Here is a 17,882-nt window from a genome sequence, read left to right on the forward strand (position 1 = left end):
TCCGCTCTTCAGGAGAAACCCATGCTCATCGATGATTCATTGACCTTGATCGACCATCGCGTCTACACCATCGCGTTGCGCAAGATGCCGGAATTCCTAAGCGTCTTCAACGAACTGGCGATGCCGGTGCTGAGAGAGACCCTGGGCAACCCGATCGGCCTGTATACCAGCCACGTCGGCCCGCTGAACCAGTTCGTGCACCTATGGGCCTACAAGGACCTGAGCGACTATCAGGAACGCTGTCGGCGCAGGGACACGCACCCGGACTTTCCGGCATATCTGGCGGCCTCCGGCCATCTGATCGTCGCCCAGGAAACCCGCTTGCTCACCCGCGCCGAGCTGCTGTATGGCGGAGGCTCCCAAGCATGAACGCCAAAACCATCGGAACCGCCCTCATCACCGGAGGGGCGGCGGGGATCGGGCTGGCCACGGCTCGCCTGCTCGCCAGACAGCAATACGACGTTTGTCTGCTCGACCTGAATGCGGAATCCGCCGCAGCGCGCGCGCAAGAATTCGGCGCGCGGCATATCGGCCTGAGCTGCGACGTCGGCGACGAAGCATCCGTGCGGCAAGCGGTCGGCGAAGCGATCCGCCGACTGGGCCGGATCGACGTGCTGGTGAACAACGCCGGCGTGGGGGACCAGCCTGTCCCCACGCTGGAACAGACCGCCGACCTCTTCAGCAAAGTCCTGGACACGCATCTGCGCGGCACGTTCCTGATGTCCCAGGCCGTCGGCGCGCACATGATCGAACGCGGCGGCGGCGCCATCGTCAACCTGAGCTCCATCGCGGCTTTCGGCGGCATCCCCGGGCGCAATGCGTACGTGGCGGCCAAGGCGGGCATTTCGGCCATGACTCGATCCATGGCCTGCGAATGGGCGCGCCGCCATGTGCGCATCAACGCGGTCGCCCCCGGTTATACCCGCACCGAACTGATCGAAAAGCTCGAGGCCGGCGGCGCGCTCGACACCGCCGGGATCATGGCCCGAACCCCCATGGGCCGCCTGGCGGAGCCGGACGAAATCGCGCAGGTCATCGCCTTCCTGGCGTCCGACCACGCCAGCTACATCACCGGCGCAACCGTGCCTGTCGACGGCGGCTGGACGGCGTTCGGCGCGCCGGAAAGCTCGCTGGCGCCGCCGCGCTGAAACGTCACCGAGGATCTCGATACCATGTTGACTATCAATATCATCAACGGACTGGTCTACGGGGCGCTGCTGGCGATCGTGGCTTCCGGCCTGGCGCTGATCTACGGCCTGCGGCGCGTCGTCAACTTCGCGCACGGCTCGCTCTACATGCTGGGCGCCTACCTGGGCTACACGCTGTCCGTCCATACGAACTTCTGGATCGCGCTGGCAGCCGCATCCGCCATCATGTTCGTGCTGGGCGCCCTGCTCGACCGCTACGGCCTGCGGCTCCTGCAACATTACGATCCGCTGAGCATCATCCTCGTGACCTTCGGCCTGCTGCTGATCATCGAGGACGTCGTCCAGACGGTCTGGGGCAAGAGCAACCTGGCGCTGGCGGAACCGGCGCAACTGAGCCATTCCATCAGCATCCTGGGCATGACCTTGCCGGCCTACCGCATCGCCGTCGTCCTGGTGGGCATCGCAGTGGCCGTCAGCCTGTCGCTCTGGCTGCGCAAGACCCGAATGGGCCTGTTTGTCCGGGCGGCCAGCACGGACCCGGCGACCACGGCGATGCAAGGCGTCAACACCGACAGGCTGAGCGCCATCGTGGTCGGCCTGGGCACAGCCCTGGCCGGCTTTGCCGGCGTCATCACCGCCCCGTTCCTGTCGCTATCGCCTTCCATGGGCGGGGACGTCCTGATCGATTCCTTCATGGTCGTCGTGATCGGCGGACTCGGCAGCCTGCCCGGCGCGTTCCTGGCAGCGCTCGTCCTGGGACAGGTGCAGACGCTGGGCGCCGTGTATCTCCCCGACATATCGGCTTCCCTGCCGTTTCTCCTGATGATAGCCATCCTGATCTGGAGGCCGGCCGGAATCGCCGGAAACCGCACATGACCACCATGACTTCCCAACGGCGCAGCCGAATCGCGCCGATCGCCCTGGCGGCGCTGGCGCTGGCTCTGGCCGCCAGCCAGTTCATCCGCTCCGAAATCGCGCTGTCCCTGCTGACGCAGGCCGCCGTCTACGCCGTCTTCGCCACCGGCCTGGGCGTCCTGCTGCGCCAGAACGGCATGGTGAGTTTCGGCCACGCCGCCTTTTTCGGCCTGAGCGGCTACATCGTCGCCATTCTGCTGCAGGACACCGGCATTTCAGCCGAGGCCGCCATCCTGATCAGCTTGGCGGGGATCGCGGCGTTCGCCCTGCTGCTGGGCTTCGTCATCGTACGCATCCCGGGCATTGCCTTCGCGATGCTGACGCTCGCCCTCGGACAATTGTTCTATCAAGTGGCGCTCCAATCCCGCGCCCTGACCGGCGGCGCGGACGGCATCAGCATCAACTGGCCCGATACGCTCTTCGGCATCCCCTTGGGAACCTTGCTCGAACCGGCCACCCTGTTCATGACGACCTGGACCGTCCTGATCCTCAGCATCGCCCTGCTGACCTGGCTGCAGCGCAGCCGATTCGGCCGGACGACCGAGGCCATCCGCGACAACCCGGAACGCGCCATGTTCATCGGAATACGCCCGATGGCGCCCCGCGTCCTGATTTTCACTCTGTCGGCCGTCCTGACCGGGCTGGCCGGCGTGCTGGCGGCCCTGAACACGGGCTTCATCTCTCCGGAGAGCATGCACTGGAGCGTGTCGGGCACGGCGCTGATGATGGTCGTGGTGGGGGGCTACTGGCGCATCTCGGGCCCCGCCCTGGGCGCGATCGTCTTCATCGTGGCCAAGGATCTGATCGGGGATTTCTCGACGCACTGGTTGTCCTTGTTCGGGCTCGTGCTCATCATCGCCGTGGTCTTCACGGATAACGGACTGAGCGGCGCGCTCCAGAACCTGATCGACCGCCTGCGCCGGCCGCGAAGCGCCGAACGGCACGCCACGACTCACTAGGAGAACGAGATGAATGCCGAATCGATCATTCTCGAAGCCCGGGACATCGCCATCCACTACGGCGGCGTCAAAGCGCTGGACGGCGTGTCGTTCCAGCTCGAAAAAGGGGAAATCCATGGCCTGATCGGCCCCAACGGCGCCGGCAAGTCCACCGTCATCGACGCGATCACCGGCCGCAGAAAACTGACGCGCGGCTCGGTCCGCCTGGACGGCCGGGACATCAGCGGGCTGGACATCATCCAGCGGCGCCGCAGAGGGCTTGCCCGATCCTTCCAGCGCACCAGCATCTTCGCCAATCTGGACGTGCGCGAACAAGTCGTGCTGGCCGCCCACAAAGTGGGCGCCGACGCGCCCGAGCAGGAAGCGCTCGAGGTCATGGGACAACTGGATCTGCTGAGCGTGGCCCACGTTCCCGCGAAAGACCTGGGCTATGGACAGCAACGGCGCCTGGATCTCGCACTGGCCCTGGTTGGACGGCCCATGGTGCTGCTGCTTGATGAACCCATGGCCGGCCTGTCGCCCCAGGAATCCCGGGAACTGGCCGAGCATCTGCTCCAGCTTGCCCGCGACTGGAACGTGTCCGTCCTGCTGGTGGAACACGACACGGACATTCTGTTCGACATTTCCGACACCGTCACCGTCTTCGAGCTGGGACGCGTCATCGCCAACGGCAGCCCCGAGACGGTCAGGACCCACCCTCGGGTGAAACAAGCTTATCTGGGGAGCGCCGCATGAATCCGCTGCTCGAAATCCGCGACATACACGCCTATTATGGCGCCGCTCACATCCTGCACGGCCTGAGCCTGGATATCTCGCAGGGAGAACAAGTCGCCCTGATCGGGCGCAACGGCATGGGCAAGACCACGACCGTGAACGCGCTGATGGGAATCGCCCGCGTCGCCTCGGGCGGGATATTGCTGGACGGCCGCCCGGTCACCAAGCCATCCGCCTATACCCCCGCCCAGGCCGGCCTTGCGATTGTTCCCCAAGGGCGCTGCATCATCCCGAACCTGACCATAGAAGAGAACCTGCTCATCGGCTCGGCGGTCAGGCGCTCCGGCCCGTGGGATCTGGCGGCCATCTACCGCCTGTTCCCCATCCTGAAGGAGCGCGCCCATACTCCGGGCACGGCATTGTCGGGCGGCCAGCAGCAGATGCTCGCCATCGGGCGGGCGCTGATGGCCAACCCCAGGCTCATGATCCTGGACGAGCCCACCGAAGGCCTGGCGCCGGTCATCGTGGACCAGCTTGCCGACACGCTGAACCTGATCTGCCGGCAAGGCACGGCCATTTTGCTGATCGAACAGAATCTGGGGCTCGTCGCCCGCACCACAACCCGCTACTACGCCGTCGAGAAAGGCGCGGTAGCCGCTTCCGGCCCTGTGGATCCAGACAACATCCCGGATCTGCACCGCCACATCGCCGCTTGAGCGAATTTCATCCACCAAGGAGACAAACAATGGCCCCTCGCTCCCTCAAACATTCCTGCATGGCGGTGCTGACCGCCTCATGCCTGGCAATGGCTGCCAGCCAGGCCGCCGAGAAAGAACCCATCCGCATCGGCGCGGTCACCTCGATTTCCGGCGTCTTCGCGCAGCAGGGCGAAGAAGTGATGCGCGGCATCCAGTTCGCGGTGGACGAAGCCAATGCCAAAGGCGGCGTGGACGGCCGCAAGGTATTGCTGAAGACGGGCGACGACGAAAGCACGCCGAAGGAAGGCCTGCATGCGGCGGAAAAACTCGCGCGCGACGGATACAAGCTGCTGATCGGCCCCATCGCATCCTCCATCACCATGACCGTCGGCGGAAACCTGAATCGCTGGAACGCCATGCTGATGGCCGTCGTCAGCAAGAGCGACAAGATCACCGGCGACAGCTGCAAGCCGGGGATGTTCCGCACGAACCATTCCGACACCATGGACATCGCCATGTTCAAGGAATGGATGAAGGACATCAAACCCAAGAATTTCGCCATCATCGCGGCGGACTACACCTGGGGGCATGATTCGGCCCAGGCCTTCACCAAGGCCGCCGAGGCTCAGGGGAAGAAAGTGTCCCTCACCTTGTTCCCTCCCCTGGGAACCAAGGACTTCGCGCCCTATATTTCCCAGATCAAGTCCAACCCGGATATCGAAGGCATCTGGGTGGCGCTGGTTGGCCGCGACCTGATCGCCTACGTCAAACAAGCGGAAAGCTTCGGCCTGAACTCCAAGACCACGCTGGGCCACGCCATGATCATGAACTTCGTCGTGAACGCGACGGACAAAGCGACCAAGGGCATAGAGGGCAATATGGAATATGGGGCTGAAATCGACACGCCCATGAACAAGGCGCTGGTCGCGGCCTGGCAGGCCAAGTTCGGTCGTGTGCCCACGGACAACGAAGGCTCGGCGTACAACGGCGTGCAGGCCATCTTCGCCGGCGTGAGGAAGGCCGACAGCGTCAAGGCGCGCGACGTCTCCAAGGCGCTGGAAGGGCTGACCTACGACACCATCTACGGCCAAGCCACCATGCGGGCGGAAGACCATCAGCTCGTCATCCCCAACTACATCGGCCAGGTCCAGGAAGTGGACGGCGTGCTGCGGCCCGTCATCACCCACACCTACCCCGCCTCCCTGGTGCCGGGACCGTCCGGAGAATGCAAGCTGAAGCAGTAAGCAAAACCATTCGGGCCGACAGCCCCCCTGCTTGGCCTGGTTCTTGCGGGAAGGTTACATTAACGGGATCAAGGAGAAAAACCGATGGGATCCCGTCCCCGCACCATCCCCCTGCCGATCGCCGGGCTGCTGGCCCTGGCCGTCGCCATGGGGATCGGCCGCTTCGCCTTCACGCCGGTCCTGCCCATGATGCAGGCCGATCTGGGGCTGTCGCTGTCCCAGGGGGGATGGCTGGCCAGCGCCAATTACCTGGGCTACCTGCTGGGCGCCCTGCTGGTCACGCACATGAGCTGGCCGCCCGCCGCGCTGCTGCGCCGCGGGCTGTGGCTGGTGGTCCTGACGACGGCCGCCATGGGCCTGGACACCCACTGGGCCGGCTGGCTGGTCTGGCGCCTGCTGGCGGGCGTGGCCAGCGCCTGGGTGCTGATCGGGACGGCATCGCTGTGCATCGCCCGCCTGAACGCCCGGGGGCAGGAACGGCACAGCGGCATCGTCTTCGCCGGCGTGGGCTGCGGAATCACGTTCGCGGGACTGGCCTGCATGGGGCTGACGCTGCTGGGCACCACCTCGTCGCACGCCTGGCTGTGGCTGGCGGCCGCGGCCCTGCTGGGCTTGCTGGGGGCCTCCATGCTGTGGGCGCCGCAGGATCAGGCGGACTCGCCCGCTGAATCCGGGCTCAAAGCAAACGCCGCCACACCGACACAGACAGCGGATTCGCCGGCCGGATCGGCGCAAACCGCCGCCGCGCAGCCCGACGCGGTCCCGGTCGCGATGGACGTTCCCACCGGCCTGCCGCCGCTGCACTGGGGACTGATCCTGTGCTACGGCGTGTACGGCTTCGGCTACATCCTGCCCGCGACCTTCCTGCCCGCCCAGGCGCGGCTGCTGGTGCCCGACCCCTGGCTGTTCAGCCTGGCATGGCCGGTCTTCGGGCTGGCGGGCGCGGTGTCCACCCTGATCGCCAGCCGCCTGGCGCGACGCTTCAGCCGGCCGCAGGTCTGGGCTGGCGCGCAGATCCTGATGGCCATCGGCGTGCTGCTGCCGGCCCTGTGGCATGCGCTGGCGGCCATTCTGCTGGCCGCCTTGTGCGTGGGCAGCACCTTCATGGTGATCACCATGGTCGGCCTGCAGGAAGCCCAGGCCGCCGTCGGCCAGGCGGGCGCCAAGCGGCAGATGGCGGCGATGACGGCGTCCTTCGCCCTGGGCCAGTTGATCGGGCCGCTGTTCTTCAGCCTGAGCCACGCCTGGTTCGGCGCGCCGCTGGAATTCGCCCTGGTGCTGGGCGCCCTGGGCCTGCTGGCCGGGGCCTTGCCCATCCTGCGGCTGCAAACCGGCGGCGCAACCTCCATCCCGACGGGCTCCCGCCCATGAACGCCCCGCGTTCCTACCTGCTCGTGCATGGCGCCTGGCACGGCGGCTGGTGCTGGTCCGCCGTGGCGAAGCGGCTGCGGCAGGCGGGCCATGACGTCCATGCCCCCACGCTGCCCGGCCTGGGGGAACGCCGCCACCTGCTGGGGCCGGACATCACGCTGGAAACCTTCATCCAGGACGTGGCGCAGCGCCTGATCGAACAGGATCTGCGCGAAGTCATCCTGGTGGGTCACAGCTTTGGCGGACTGGTGATCTCGGGCGTGGCCGACCGCCTGCCCGAACGCATCCGGCGGCTGGTCTATCTGGACGCCTTTCTGCTGCCGCCTGGAAAATCAACCTTCGACACTTTGCCCGAAGCCATCGTCCAGCGGCTGGAACAGAGCGCCGCCGGCACCGGCGGCATCGCGCCGCCCAAGCCGGAAAGCCTGGGCCTGAGCAGCCCGGCGGACATCGCCCACGTCCGGGAACGGCTGACGCCGCATCCGATCGGCACCTACCGCGAACCGTTGCACCTGGATCATCCGCTGGGCAACGGCCTGCCGGCCACCTGCCTGCGCTGCGTCCGGCCGCCCTTCCCGGCCGTCGCCCAGGCTTATGACTGGGCGCGCGCCACGCAGGGCGACCGCTGGGACTGGCGTGATCTGGAATGCGGCCACGACGCGATGATCAGCGCGCCGGATCAGGTGGCCGAGGCCCTGCTGGACGTGGCAGCCGCCAGCCGCTGAACCACCAGGGTAGCGAAGATCGCCGCCCCCTGGGCCAGCAGCGCATCATCGAAATCGAACTCGGGATGATGGCAGGTCAGGCCGTCATGGCCCAGGAAGAAATACGCCCCCGGACACTGGTCCAGCAGATAGGCGAAGTCCTCGGAGGCCATCAGCGGCGTGACCGGATCGACGATGCGATCGGCCCCCAGCACGGCGGCCGCCGCGCGCTTCACATGATCCACCGGCCCGGCCTGGTTGACGGTCGGCGGGGAACTGAGCAGATGGCGGAATTCGATGCGGCAGCCGTAGCCGCGCGCCGCGCCTTCGCACAGATCGCGCAGCCGTTCCAGGGCGCGGGCCTGCGCCTCGCGCGAAAGCGTGCGGACGGTGCCGCGCAGCACGGCATGGTCCGCGATGACGTTGATGGCGCTGCCCGCCTGGAACTGGCAGATGCTGAGCACGGCGGTGTCGAAGGGGCTGATGTTGCGGCTGACCACGGACTGCAGGGACTGCACCAGCGCCGCGCCGGCCACGATGGGGTCGTTGGCCTGATGCGGCATAGCGGCATGGCCGCCCACCCCCTGGATGTGGATCTCGAACAGGTCGCAGGCCGACAGGATGGCCCCGACGCGCACGCCCACCTGCCCCGGACCGATACAATTGTTATTGTGCAGGCCGTACAGCTCGTCGCAGGGAAAATCGCGGAACAGACCCGCATCCACCAGCGCCCGGGCGCCGGTCAGGGGTTCTTCGGCGGGCTGGAAGATGAACACGACGCGCCCGGCGAAATCCGGACGGGCCGCCAGATGACAGGCCGCGCCCAGCAGAATGGCGGTGTGGCCGTCGTGCCCGCAGGCATGGGCCACGCCATCGCGGCGCGACCGATGCGCATGTCCGCCCAGATCCTGCATGGGCAGGGCATCCATGTCCGCCCGCAGCCCCAGCGTCGGGCCGGATCCCAGGCGGCCGTCCAGGACGCCGATCACGCCGGTGGCGCCGCCGTAGCTTTCGTGAACCGCCAATCCCCAGCCGCGCAGCAGTTCGGCCACCCGGGCCGCCGTGCGGTGTTCCCGGTGGCCCAGTTCCGGATGCTGGTGGAAGTCGCGGCGCCAGCCGCGCATGGCCTACGCCAGATCATCGCTGATCCGCGCGCCGGCCAGGGCGGCCGCAGGCGTGACGGCGGCCGACACCGATCAGTCGGCCCGGTAGTTGGGGGCTTCCTTCGTGATCTGCACGTCGTGGACGTGGGATTCACGCACCCCGGCCGCCGTGATTTCGACGAATTCGGCCTGGGCATGCAGGTCGGCGATGGTGGCGCTGCCGCAGTAGCCCATGGAGGCCCGGATGCCGCCCACCAGCTGGAAGATGATGGCGATGACGCTGCCCTTGTAGGGGACGCGCGCCTCGATGCCTTCGGGGACCAGCTTGTCGACGTTGTTGTTCGGGTCCTGGAAATAGCGGTCGGCCGAGCCGTCCGCCATGGCGCCCAGGCTGCCCATGCCCCGATAGGATTTGTAGGACCGCCCCTGGAACAGGACGACCTCGCCGGGGGCTTCTTCAGTGCCGGCGAACATGCCGCCCATCATGCAGGTGGACGCGCCGGCCGCCAGGGCCTTGGACACGTCGCCGGAATAGCGGATGCCGCCATCGGCGATCAGCGGCACGCCCGTGCCTTCCAGCGCCTGGGCCACGTCCGCGATCGCGGTGATCTGGGGCACGCCCACGCCGGCCACGATGCGGGTGGTGCAGATGGAGCCGGGGCCGATGCCGACCTTGACCGCATCGGCCCCGGCCTCGACCAGGGCGCGCGCCGCGGCCGCCGTGGCGATGTTGCCGCCCACGACCTGGATGTTGGGGTAGTGTTTCTTGACCCAGCGCACGCGTTCGATGACGCCGGCCGAGTGGCCGTGCGCCGTATCGACGACGATGACGTCGACCCCGGCGGCCGCCAGTTTCTCCACGCGTTCGTCGGTGCCTTCGCCCACGCCCACGGCGGCGCCCACGCGCAGCTGGCCCTGGGCGTCCTTGCTGGCCATGGGGTGTTCGGTGTTCTTGACGATGTCCTTGACCGTGGCCAGGCCGCGCAGCTGGAACTTGTCGTTGACGATCAGCACGCGTTCCAGGCGATGCTTGTGCATCAGCGCCTGGGCTTCTTCCAGGGTGGCGCCTTCATGCAGCGTCACCAGGCGTTCCTGGGGCGTCATGATCTCGCGCAGCGAGACGTCCAGGCGGTCTTCGAAACGCAGGTCGCGATTGGTGACGATGCCCACCAGCTTGCCGCTTTCGACCACCGGCAGGCCCGAGATGCCATGCAGGCGCTGCAGTTCGATGGCGTCGCGCACCTTCATCGTGGGGGTCACGGTGACGGGGTCGATGACGATGCCGAATTCATGGCGCTTGACGCGGGAGACTTCGCGGGCCTGTTCGTCGGCGCTGAGATTCTTGTGGATGATGCCGATGCCGCCTTCCTGGGCCATGGCGATGGCCAGACGGGCTTCGGTCACGGTATCCATGGCGGCGGACACGAGGGGGATGTTCAGCTGAATGCCACGCGTGAGCTGCGTGGTCAGGCGCGTGTCGCGCGGCAGAACCTGGGAAAAGGCAGGCACCAGGAGAACGTCGTCGAAGGTGAGCGCTTTTTTGATGAGACGCATAAACTGTGTAGACTCCGGGCAAAGCAGGATTATACGCTGTAGGGGGCTCCGGATAAACCCCTAGAAGGCACGGCAGGCAGGAGACACGCTTGCGCATATTGCTGATTGAAGACAACCCCGATCTGGGCGACGCGATCGAAACGAAATTGCGGGCCAGCGGCCACAGCGTCGAATGGGTGCGGGACGGCCTGGCGGCTTCGCGCTGGCTGAACGGCGGCGGCGACGGCTGGGATGCCGTGGTGCTGGACATCATGCTGCCCGGCAAGGATGGTTTCGCCATCCTGCGCGAACTGCGCGATGCCGACTGCGACACGCAGGTGCTGGTCATCACCGCCCGCGCCGAAATCGAGGACAAGGTCAGCATGCTGGACCTGGGGGCGGACGACTACATGGTCAAGCCCTTCGACCTGCGCGAACTGGAGGCCCGCCTGCGCGCGCTGCTGCGCCGCGCGGCCGGCCACAGTTCCAACCTGACCCATTACGGCCCCCTGGCCCTGGACGGCGGCAGCCGCTGCGCGACCCTGGACGGCATCCCGCTGGAACTGGGGCGGCGCGAATTCCGGCTGCTTGAAATCCTGCTGTCGCGGCTGGGCCACACGGTGGACAAGGAACGCCTGATGAACCAGCTGTTCTCCCTGGACGAGGACGTGTCCCTGAACGCGCTGGAGCTGCAGATCTCGCGCCTGCGCAAAAAGCTCGCCCACACGCCCATCCGCATCACCACCGTGCGCGGCATCGGCTACCAGGCGGACAGCGATGCCCCATAAGCCGTTTTCGATCCGGCAGCGCATCACCACGGCGGCCATCCTGGTGCTGCTGCTCTCGTCCCTGGGCCTGTTCCTGTTCCTGCGGGACTACGCCCACCGATCCTCGGACCAGGCCTTCGACCGGGTCCTGGCCGCATCGGCCCTGTCCATCGCCGGAGCCATCAGCCTGGAAGACAACCGCATCACGGCGGAACTGCCCTATGCCGCGCTGGCCATGCTGTCGAGCCAGCAGCGGGTGTTCTACACCGTGCGCGACACCCAGGGCCGCCTGGTGACCGGCTACGACGACCTGGACGCCGGCATGCCCCTGGCCGACGCCGCCGCCCCCACCTTCGTCGACCGCCCCTACCACGGCGACATGCTGCGCGTGGCCACGCTGGGGCGGCTGATCAGCTTCAACCGCCAGGCCCGCTGGGTGACGATCCGCGTGGCGGAAACCCGGGAATCCCGGGACGCCCTGGCCGCGGAGATCCTGCAGCGCGGCGCCATGCCGCTGCCCATCATGGCCGCCGTGGCGCTGATCCTGCTGTGGTTCGGCATCAGCCGCGCCTTTTCCCCGCTGCGCGGGCTGGAACAGGAACTGCGCGGCCGCCAGCCGGAGGACCTGGAACCGCTGACCAGCCCCGCTCCGCGCGAAGTCACCCACCTGGTGGAAGCGGTCAACGACTTCATGCAGCGCCTGCAGGCCATGCTGGACATGCTGCACAACCTGGTGGCCGACGCGGCCCACCAGGTGCGCACGCCCCTGGCTTCCCTGCGGGCGCAGGCTGAGGTCGCCCTGGAAGAGACCGACCCCCGGAAGCTGAACGAACGGCTGCGGCGCATCCTGCGCAATGCCGGCAGCGCCAGCCTGCTGGTCAACCAGCTGTTGATGGACGCCACCATCACGCACCGCCTGGGCGCGCGCAGCAGCGCCTCGGTGGCGTTGAGCGACGTGATCGAGGAAGTCCGCCCGCGCATCAGCCTGGGGGACGCCTCCCGCTTGAAGATTTCCCTGGCCCCCAGGCTGCGCCGCGCCCGCGTGCGCGGCGACCGGGTGGCGCTGCGCGAAATGCTGCTCAACCTGATCGACAATGCCCTGCGCCACGCGCCCGACAGCCTGGTGGAGCTCAGCATCGACCCCGCCCCCGAACAGCGCCTGATCCTGCAGGTGGCCGACCGGGGCCCCGGCATCCCGGACAGCGAAAAAGACGCCGTGCTGAAACGGTTCGTGCGCGGCGCCGCCGCCCAGGCCACGCCCGGATCGGGCCTGGGCCTGGCCATCGTCGAATCGGTGGTGCGCAGCCACGACGGCACGCTGGTCCTGCGCAACCGCCCCGGCGGCGGCCTGCTGGTCTGCGTCAGCCTGCCCCTGGATCCATCCGGGCCCGCCGGATCCGGATCCAGGCCCCTGCTCGGCGCCTGCTGCGCGGCGGCCCTGATGCTGGGGCTGCTGCTCGGCGCCCTGCCCGCCCCCGCACGAGCCCAGGTGCAGACCACCCGCTACCCGGCGCCGCACACGCCCACCGTCACCCTGACCATTGCAGGCCCGACCGATACGCCGGTCTTCGCGGTGCTGGCGCGCGCCTTCCAGCGCAGCCGCCCCGACGTGGCCATCGTCTACCACGAAGTCGGCAGCCTGGAGCTGTACGAGCAGACGGTCTCGGGCGCCCTGCCCCCCAGCGACCTGCTGATCAGTTCGGCCGAAGACCTGCAGCTGCGCCTGGCCAACGACGGCTACGCCCGGCGCTACGACTCCCCGGATACGCAGCGGCTGCCGGCCTGGGCCAGCTGGCATTCCGAAGTCTTCGGCTTCACCTTCGAACCCATCGTGATGGTCTACAACACCGACCACTACACGGCGGAAACCGCGCCCCGTTCCCGCACCGAGCTGCTGCGCACCCTGGAACGCCAGGGCCCCCACGCCCGGATCGGCACCTACGACATCACGCGCAGCAGCGTGGGCCACCTGCTGGCCACCCAGGACGAGATGATTTCCTCGAACTTCTGGGGCATGACCAATGCGCTGGGACGCGTGGGCGTGCGGCTGTCGGCCGACACCCGGGACATCCTGGACCAGATCGAAGCCGGCCAGCTGGACCTGGGATACAACGTGCTGGGCTCCTACGTGCGGGCCTACCGCTCGCGCTACACCCGGCTGGGCGTCATCATCCCCGACGACTATCAGCTGATGCTGACCCGCTCCGCGCTGATCCTGCGCACGGCCCGGGAGCCCCGTGCCGCCGAGGCCTTCATCGACTGGCTGCTGTCGCCCGACGGCCAGGCCGTCATCGAGCGGGACGCGGGCCTGGGCGCCCTGCCCGAACTGGACGCGGATGCGGGCGACGCCCAGCCGGACGGCGACGCCGCCGCCCACGCGCCCAGCATCATCCAGCCGATCGCGCTGAACCCGGCGCTGCTGGTGGGCCTGGATCAGCAGCGCCATGCCCGCTTCCTGCAGAACTGGCGGCGCCTGGTCACGGATACCCCGAATTCGGCCGCCGCCACGACAGGACGGTGACAGCTTCGCTGCCTAAGATGTTCTCCATGGGCCGGCCCGCAACCGGCGCCAGTCCATCACAACAAAGGAGACATCCGTCATGCGACACTCAGTCACGCGTACCGCCCTGGCCACCGCCATCCTGTCGGGCATGATGGCCACGACGGCCATCGCGCAAGCCGTACCGCAAGGCTACCCGGCCAGCTACCAGCAGATCATCGACGGGGCGAAGAAAGAAGGCAAGGTCATCGTCTATTCCACGACCGACACCAAGGCCGCCAATCCGGTCATCCAGGACTTCGAAAAGCTGTACCCGGGCGTCAAGGTCGAATACAACGACATGAACAGCACCGAACTCTACAGCCGCTACCTCAGCGAGCAGGCCTCGGGCAGCAACAGCGGCGACGTGGTCTGGAGTTCCGCCATGGACGCGACCATGAAGCTGGCCGTCAGCTACGCCATGACCTACCCCTCGGTCGAAATCTCCCACCTGCCGGACTGGTCGGTCTGGGAAAAGAAGGCCTACGGCACGACATTCGAACCCGCCGTCTTCATCTACAACAAGCGCCTGGTCAAGTCCGGCGAGGTCCCCAAGACCCACGCCGACTTCGCCAAGCTGGTCTCCGGCGACACCGCCCGGTTCAAGAACAAGGTCACGACCTACGACGTGGAGAAATCCGCCGTGGGCTTCATGCTGGCCGTGCAGGACAAGCTCAACGACCCCAATTACGAAAGCTTCCTGACGGGCTCCAGCAAGGCGGGCCTGGTGGTGCAGTCCTCGACCGGCACCATGATGGAACGGGTGTCGTCCGGCGAAAACCTGCTGGGCTACAACATCCTGGGCTCCTACGCGGAAACCCGGGCGAAGGCCGACCCCAGCCTGGGGGTGGCCTACCCGACCGACTACGCCCTGGTGCTCTCGCGCGTGGCCTTCATCAGCAAGGCGGCCCAGCATCCCAACGCCTCCAAGCTCTGGATGGACTACCTGCTGTCCCGGCGCGGGCAGAACGTGATGGCCAACAAGGCCGACCTGGCCTCGGTGCGCACGGACATCGACGGCGACAATGACGTCGACGGCATGACCAAGAAACTGGGCAAGGCGCTCAAGCCCATCCCGGTCAACAAGTCCCTGCTGGACTACCTGGACCAGACCAAGCGCCTGGAGTTCATCAAGATGTGGCGCAAGGACACCGGCAAGTAAACCGCCGGCCTCCCCGACCCCGGTCCGCGCCCGCCTCCGGGCGGCGCGGACCGGGGCCATCCACTGAAACAGGATGCCCTCATGTCGTTCCTGCGCATACGGCGGCAGTCCCTGCCGCGCGGCCTGGTGGTGGCGCTGACCGCGCTGGCGATCTATCTGCCGCTGTCGTTCATCATCGTCCAGAGCTTCTTGTCGGAACCCTTCTTCATGCCCGACAAGCACGTCGGGCTGGACGCCTTCCGCTTCATCTTCGCCGACCCCGACTTCTATGAAGCGCTGAAAAGCGGCTTCGCGCTGGCCGGCGGCCTGGTCGTGATCGCCGTGCCGCTGGGCGGCATCCTGGCCTTCCTGGTGTCGCGCACCGATCTGCCCGGACGCCGCTGGATCCAGCCGCTGATCCTGGTGCCGGTATTCGTCTCGCCCATGGTGCTGGGCTTCGGCTACGTAGTGGCGGCCGGGCCGGTGGGGTTCTTCTCGACCTGGGCGCAGGACCTGCTGGGCTTCGTGCCCTGGAACATCTATTCGCTGCCGGCCATCATCGTCATCGCCGGGCTGACGCACGTGCCCTACGCCTATCTGTACATCTCCTCGGCCCTGCACAGCCTGGGCTCGGACGTCGAAGAAGCCGCCCGCAGCACCGGGGCGTCTCCCCTGCAGGTGATGACGGCCGTCAGCCTGCCCATGGTGCGTCCGGCGCTGTCCTACGCCTCGGTCCTGCTCTTCTTCCTGGGGCTGGAGGTCTTCGGCCTGATGCTGGTGCTGGGCGATCCGGAAGGCCACCTGGTGCTGTCCACTTACCTGTACAAACTGACCAACAAGCTGGGGATCCCGTCCTACCACCTGATGGCGGCGGTGGCCATCGTGCTGATCGCCTTCACGATTCCCCTGGTGATGCTGCAACGGCGCCTGCTGGCCAGCGCCGCCCGCTACGCGACCGTCAAGGGCAAGGTCACCCGCCCCCGCGTGCTGCCGCTGGGCAAGTGGCGCGGCCCGGCCGGCGCCGTCGTCGGCCTGTGGCTGTTCGTCGCCATCATCGTGCCGCTGACCGGCGTGGTGCTGCGGGCCTTCGTCACCAACTGGGGCATCGGCATTTCGCTGACCGACGTGCTGTCCATCCACGCCTTCCGGACGATCTGGGAACAGCCCACCCTGATGCGCGCCATCTGGAATTCCATCCTGATCGGCGTGATCGGCGGGGCGCTGGCCGTGGCCTGCTACACCGCCATCGCCCTGGCCGGACACCGCAAGCAGGATCACGTGACGCGCTTCCTGGACTACAGCGTGCTGATTCCCCGCGCCGTGCCCGGGCTGCTGGCCGGCCTGGCCTTCCTGTGGATCTTCCTGTTCGTGCCGATGTGGCTGAAGGATTCCCTGGCCGACGGCTGGCTGTCCGCGCTGCCCGGCGCCCTGTGGATGCAGGACCACCTGGTCGAACCGCTGCGCGGCCTGCGGTCCACCATCTTCAGCGTCTGGCTGGCCTATTCCGTGGTCTGGATGGCCTACGGCCTGCGCCTGATTTCCGCCACCCTGCTGCAGGTCTCGCCCGAGCTCGAGGAGGCCGCCCGCAGCACCGGCGCCCGGCAATCCCAGGTCACCCGCCACATCACGGTGCCGCTGGCCCGCTACGGCCTGATCGGCTCCTGGCTGCTGATGTTCCTGATCTTCGAGCGCGAGTATTCCACCGGCGTCTATCTGCTGACACCCGGCACGGAGACCATCGGCTCGATGCTGGTGTCCCTGTGGGCCACCGGCGCCATCGACATCGTCGCCGCGCTGTCCTTCATCAATATCCTGCTGGTCGTCATCGGCATGGGTGTCGCACTACGTTTCGGAGTCAAGCTTCATGATTGAACTCACTGTCCAGGACCTGTACCTGAATTACGGAACCAATCCGGTGCTCAAGGGCGTCTCGCTGGAACTGCAGCGCGGCGAAGTCGTGGCCCTGCTGGGATCGTCGGGCAGCGGCAAGACCACGCTGCTGCGCGCCATCGCCGGGCTGGAGCAGGCCACCAAAGGCCGCATCACCATGAACGATCGCGTGCTGTTCGACGGCGACGCCCGCACGGACATGCCGGCCGAGCACCGCGACCTGGGCATCGTCTTCCAGTCCTACGCGCTCTGGCCGCACAAGACCGTGGAAGAGAACATCGCCTATCCCTTGAAACTGCGCAAGGTCAAAACCGCCGAACAGCACACCCGTGTCCAGGAGATCCTGGACCAGCTGGGCATGGGCAAGCTGGGCAAGCGCTATCCCAACGAGCTGTCCGGCGGGCAGCAGCAGCGCGTGGCCATCGGCCGGGCGCTGGTCTACAACCCGCCCGTGCTGCTGCTGGACGAACCGCTGTCCAACCTGGACGCCAAGCTGAGGGAAGAAGCCCGCGCCTTCCTGCGCGAGCTGATCCTGCGCCTGGGCCTGTCGGCCATCATGGTGACGCACGACCAGTCCGAAGCCATGGCCATCGCCGACCGCATCCTGCTGCTGCACGAAGGCAGGATCGAGCAGCAGGGCACGCCGCAGGAAATGTACGCCTCTCCCAGGACCCGCTTCTGCGCGGAATTCATGGGCAGCAACAACAGCCTGCAAGGCAAGGTCACGCAGGCGGACGGCCAGCGGGCGACGCTGCAGGGCGCGGGCTGGTCGCTGTCGGGCACGGCGATGGCGCCGCTGTCCAGCGGCCAGGAAGCCGTGGCCATCGTTCGCCTGGAACAGGTGGCGCTCAGCCAGGACGCCGCGCCCAACAGCATTCGCATGCCAGTGTCGGCCAGCATGTACCTGGGCGACAAGTGGGAATACCTGTTCCGCCAGGCGGGCGCCCACGACCCGGAAAGCCTGACCCTGCGGGCCTACGGACGCCAGGAAAGAACCCCCGACCCCTGCTATCTGAGCATGCCGCCGGAAGCGGTCTGGATCTTCCCGGCCTGAAGCGGCGGCGGCCGCCATGCCGCCCGGGGGCTGTCCGTTCAGGACCGCCCCGCCGCCCGCCCAGGCGGTATCATGGACACAAGGTCTGAACACGAAAACCCG

At 67.3% G+C, this 17,882-nt stretch carries 16 protein-coding genes; 14 read left to right on the plus strand and 2 right to left on the minus strand.

Translation table 11 applies throughout. The features are described 5' to 3' along the window. Positions 1–21: 21 nt before the first annotated feature. The 9 genes from Q0263_RS13715 (at position 22) to Q0263_RS13755 (ending at position 7,774) form a co-directional block, all read left to right on the plus strand. Positions 22–369, plus strand: a complete 348-nt coding sequence (locus tag Q0263_RS13715) for an NIPSNAP family protein (RefSeq protein WP_298017209.1) — start codon at positions 22–24, stop codon at positions 367–369. After that, positions 366–1,148 (plus strand): SDR family oxidoreductase, encoded by a 783-nt coding sequence (locus Q0263_RS13720; RefSeq protein ID WP_298017212.1) that lies wholly within the window; start codon positions 366–368, stop codon positions 1,146–1,148. Before Q0263_RS13715 ends, Q0263_RS13720 begins: the two co-directional genes overlap by 4 nt. Before the next feature lie 24 nt (positions 1,149–1,172). Beyond that, complete coding sequence (locus Q0263_RS13725) at positions 1,173–2,024, plus strand: branched-chain amino acid ABC transporter permease (protein WP_298017215.1); 852 nt, start codon at positions 1,173–1,175, stop codon at positions 2,022–2,024. Next, on the plus strand, positions 2,021–3,022 hold the full coding sequence (locus Q0263_RS13730; RefSeq protein ID WP_298017218.1) for a branched-chain amino acid ABC transporter permease: 1,002 nt from the start codon (positions 2,021–2,023) through the stop codon (positions 3,020–3,022). The genes Q0263_RS13725 and Q0263_RS13730 overlap by 4 nt, the downstream gene beginning before the upstream one ends. A 9-nt stretch (positions 3,023–3,031) precedes the next feature. Next, positions 3,032–3,757 (plus strand): ABC transporter ATP-binding protein, encoded by a 726-nt coding sequence (locus Q0263_RS13735; RefSeq protein ID WP_298017220.1) that lies wholly within the window; start codon positions 3,032–3,034, stop codon positions 3,755–3,757. Beyond that, positions 3,754–4,452, plus strand: a complete 699-nt coding sequence (locus Q0263_RS13740; RefSeq protein ID WP_298017223.1) for an ABC transporter ATP-binding protein — start codon at positions 3,754–3,756, stop codon at positions 4,450–4,452. Before Q0263_RS13735 ends, Q0263_RS13740 begins: the two co-directional genes overlap by 4 nt. Before the next feature lie 29 nt (positions 4,453–4,481). After that, positions 4,482–5,678 (plus strand): ABC transporter substrate-binding protein, encoded by a 1,197-nt coding sequence (locus Q0263_RS13745; RefSeq protein ID WP_298017224.1) that lies wholly within the window; start codon positions 4,482–4,484, stop codon positions 5,676–5,678. 84 nt (positions 5,679–5,762) lie between these two features. Continuing rightward, complete coding sequence (locus Q0263_RS13750) at positions 5,763–7,049, plus strand: YbfB/YjiJ family MFS transporter (protein ID WP_298017227.1); 1,287 nt, start codon at positions 5,763–5,765, stop codon at positions 7,047–7,049. After that, positions 7,046–7,774 carry an alpha/beta hydrolase gene (locus Q0263_RS13755; RefSeq protein WP_298017229.1) on the plus strand — a complete coding sequence of 243 codons (729 nt, stop codon included), beginning with the start codon at positions 7,046–7,048 and terminating at the stop codon, positions 7,772–7,774. The genes Q0263_RS13750 and Q0263_RS13755 overlap by 4 nt, the downstream gene beginning before the upstream one ends. Here Q0263_RS13755 and Q0263_RS13760 read toward each other — a convergent pair. Further along, the gene (locus Q0263_RS13760) at positions 7,729–8,877 is read right to left on the minus strand and encodes an amidohydrolase (RefSeq protein ID WP_298017232.1); all 1,149 of its coding nucleotides are present in this window, start codon (positions 8,875–8,877) and stop codon (positions 7,729–7,731) included. The genes Q0263_RS13755 and Q0263_RS13760 overlap by 46 nt on opposite strands. A 72-nt stretch (positions 8,878–8,949) precedes the next feature. Next, positions 8,950–10,410: an IMP dehydrogenase gene (gene guaB, locus Q0263_RS13765; RefSeq protein ID WP_298017234.1), complete on the minus strand. Its 1,461-nt coding sequence runs from the start codon at positions 10,408–10,410 to the stop codon at positions 8,950–8,952. An 89-nt stretch (positions 10,411–10,499) separates the two neighbouring features. Between guaB and Q0263_RS13770 the strand changes: the two genes are divergently transcribed. The 5 genes from Q0263_RS13770 (at position 10,500) to Q0263_RS13790 (ending at position 17,780) form a co-directional block, all read left to right on the plus strand. Further along, a complete protein-coding gene (locus Q0263_RS13770) occupies positions 10,500–11,177 on the plus strand; it encodes a response regulator transcription factor (protein ID WP_298017237.1) in 678 nt (225 codons plus the stop codon). Further along, positions 11,167–13,677, plus strand: a complete 2,511-nt coding sequence (locus Q0263_RS13775; RefSeq protein ID WP_298017240.1) for an extracellular solute-binding protein — start codon at positions 11,167–11,169, stop codon at positions 13,675–13,677. The genes Q0263_RS13770 and Q0263_RS13775 overlap by 11 nt, the downstream gene beginning before the upstream one ends. A gap of 130 nt (positions 13,678–13,807) precedes the next feature. Then, a complete protein-coding gene (locus Q0263_RS13780) occupies positions 13,808–14,857 on the plus strand; it encodes an ABC transporter substrate-binding protein (protein ID WP_298019113.1) in 1,050 nt (349 codons plus the stop codon). 81 nt (positions 14,858–14,938) lie between these two features. Further along, the gene (locus Q0263_RS13785) at positions 14,939–16,708 is read left to right on the plus strand and encodes an iron ABC transporter permease (protein ID WP_298017243.1); all 1,770 of its coding nucleotides are present in this window, start codon (positions 14,939–14,941) and stop codon (positions 16,706–16,708) included. Next, positions 16,701–17,780 (plus strand): ABC transporter ATP-binding protein, encoded by a 1,080-nt coding sequence (locus tag Q0263_RS13790; protein ID WP_298017245.1) that lies wholly within the window; start codon positions 16,701–16,703, stop codon positions 17,778–17,780. Before Q0263_RS13785 ends, Q0263_RS13790 begins: the two co-directional genes overlap by 8 nt. The last annotated feature ends 102 nt before the right edge of the window (positions 17,781–17,882 follow it).

This window comes from uncultured Castellaniella sp., from assembly GCF_937988725.1.
Taxonomy (GTDB): Bacteria; Pseudomonadota; Gammaproteobacteria; order Burkholderiales; family Burkholderiaceae_B; genus Castellaniella.

Coding starts and splice junctions, on each gene's coding strand:
- Q0263_RS13715 (WP_298017209.1), top strand. CDS start 22: ATGCTCATCGATGATTCATTGACCTTGATCGACCATCGCGTCTACACC.
- Q0263_RS13720 (WP_298017212.1), top strand. CDS start 366: ATGAACGCCAAAACCATCGGAACCGCCCTCATCACCGGAGGGGCGGCG.
- Q0263_RS13725 (WP_298017215.1), top strand. CDS start 1,173: ATGTTGACTATCAATATCATCAACGGACTGGTCTACGGGGCGCTGCTG.
- Q0263_RS13730 (WP_298017218.1), top strand. CDS start 2,021: ATGACCACCATGACTTCCCAACGGCGCAGCCGAATCGCGCCGATCGCC.
- Q0263_RS13735 (WP_298017220.1), top strand. CDS start 3,032: ATGAATGCCGAATCGATCATTCTCGAAGCCCGGGACATCGCCATCCAC.
- Q0263_RS13740 (WP_298017223.1), top strand. CDS start 3,754: ATGAATCCGCTGCTCGAAATCCGCGACATACACGCCTATTATGGCGCC.
- Q0263_RS13745 (WP_298017224.1), top strand. CDS start 4,482: ATGGCCCCTCGCTCCCTCAAACATTCCTGCATGGCGGTGCTGACCGCC.
- Q0263_RS13750 (WP_298017227.1), top strand. CDS start 5,763: ATGGGATCCCGTCCCCGCACCATCCCCCTGCCGATCGCCGGGCTGCTG.
- Q0263_RS13755 (WP_298017229.1), top strand. CDS start 7,046: ATGAACGCCCCGCGTTCCTACCTGCTCGTGCATGGCGCCTGGCACGGC.
- Q0263_RS13760 (WP_298017232.1), bottom strand. CDS start 8,877: ATGCGCGGCTGGCGCCGCGACTTCCACCAGCATCCGGAACTGGGCCAC.
- guaB (WP_298017234.1), bottom strand. CDS start 10,410: ATGCGTCTCATCAAAAAAGCGCTCACCTTCGACGACGTTCTCCTGGTG.
- Q0263_RS13775 (WP_298017240.1), top strand. CDS start 11,167: ATGCCCCATAAGCCGTTTTCGATCCGGCAGCGCATCACCACGGCGGCC.
- Q0263_RS13780 (WP_298019113.1), top strand. CDS start 13,808: ATGATGGCCACGACGGCCATCGCGCAAGCCGTACCGCAAGGCTACCCG.
- Q0263_RS13785 (WP_298017243.1), top strand. CDS start 14,939: ATGTCGTTCCTGCGCATACGGCGGCAGTCCCTGCCGCGCGGCCTGGTG.
- Q0263_RS13790 (WP_298017245.1), top strand. CDS start 16,701: ATGATTGAACTCACTGTCCAGGACCTGTACCTGAATTACGGAACCAAT.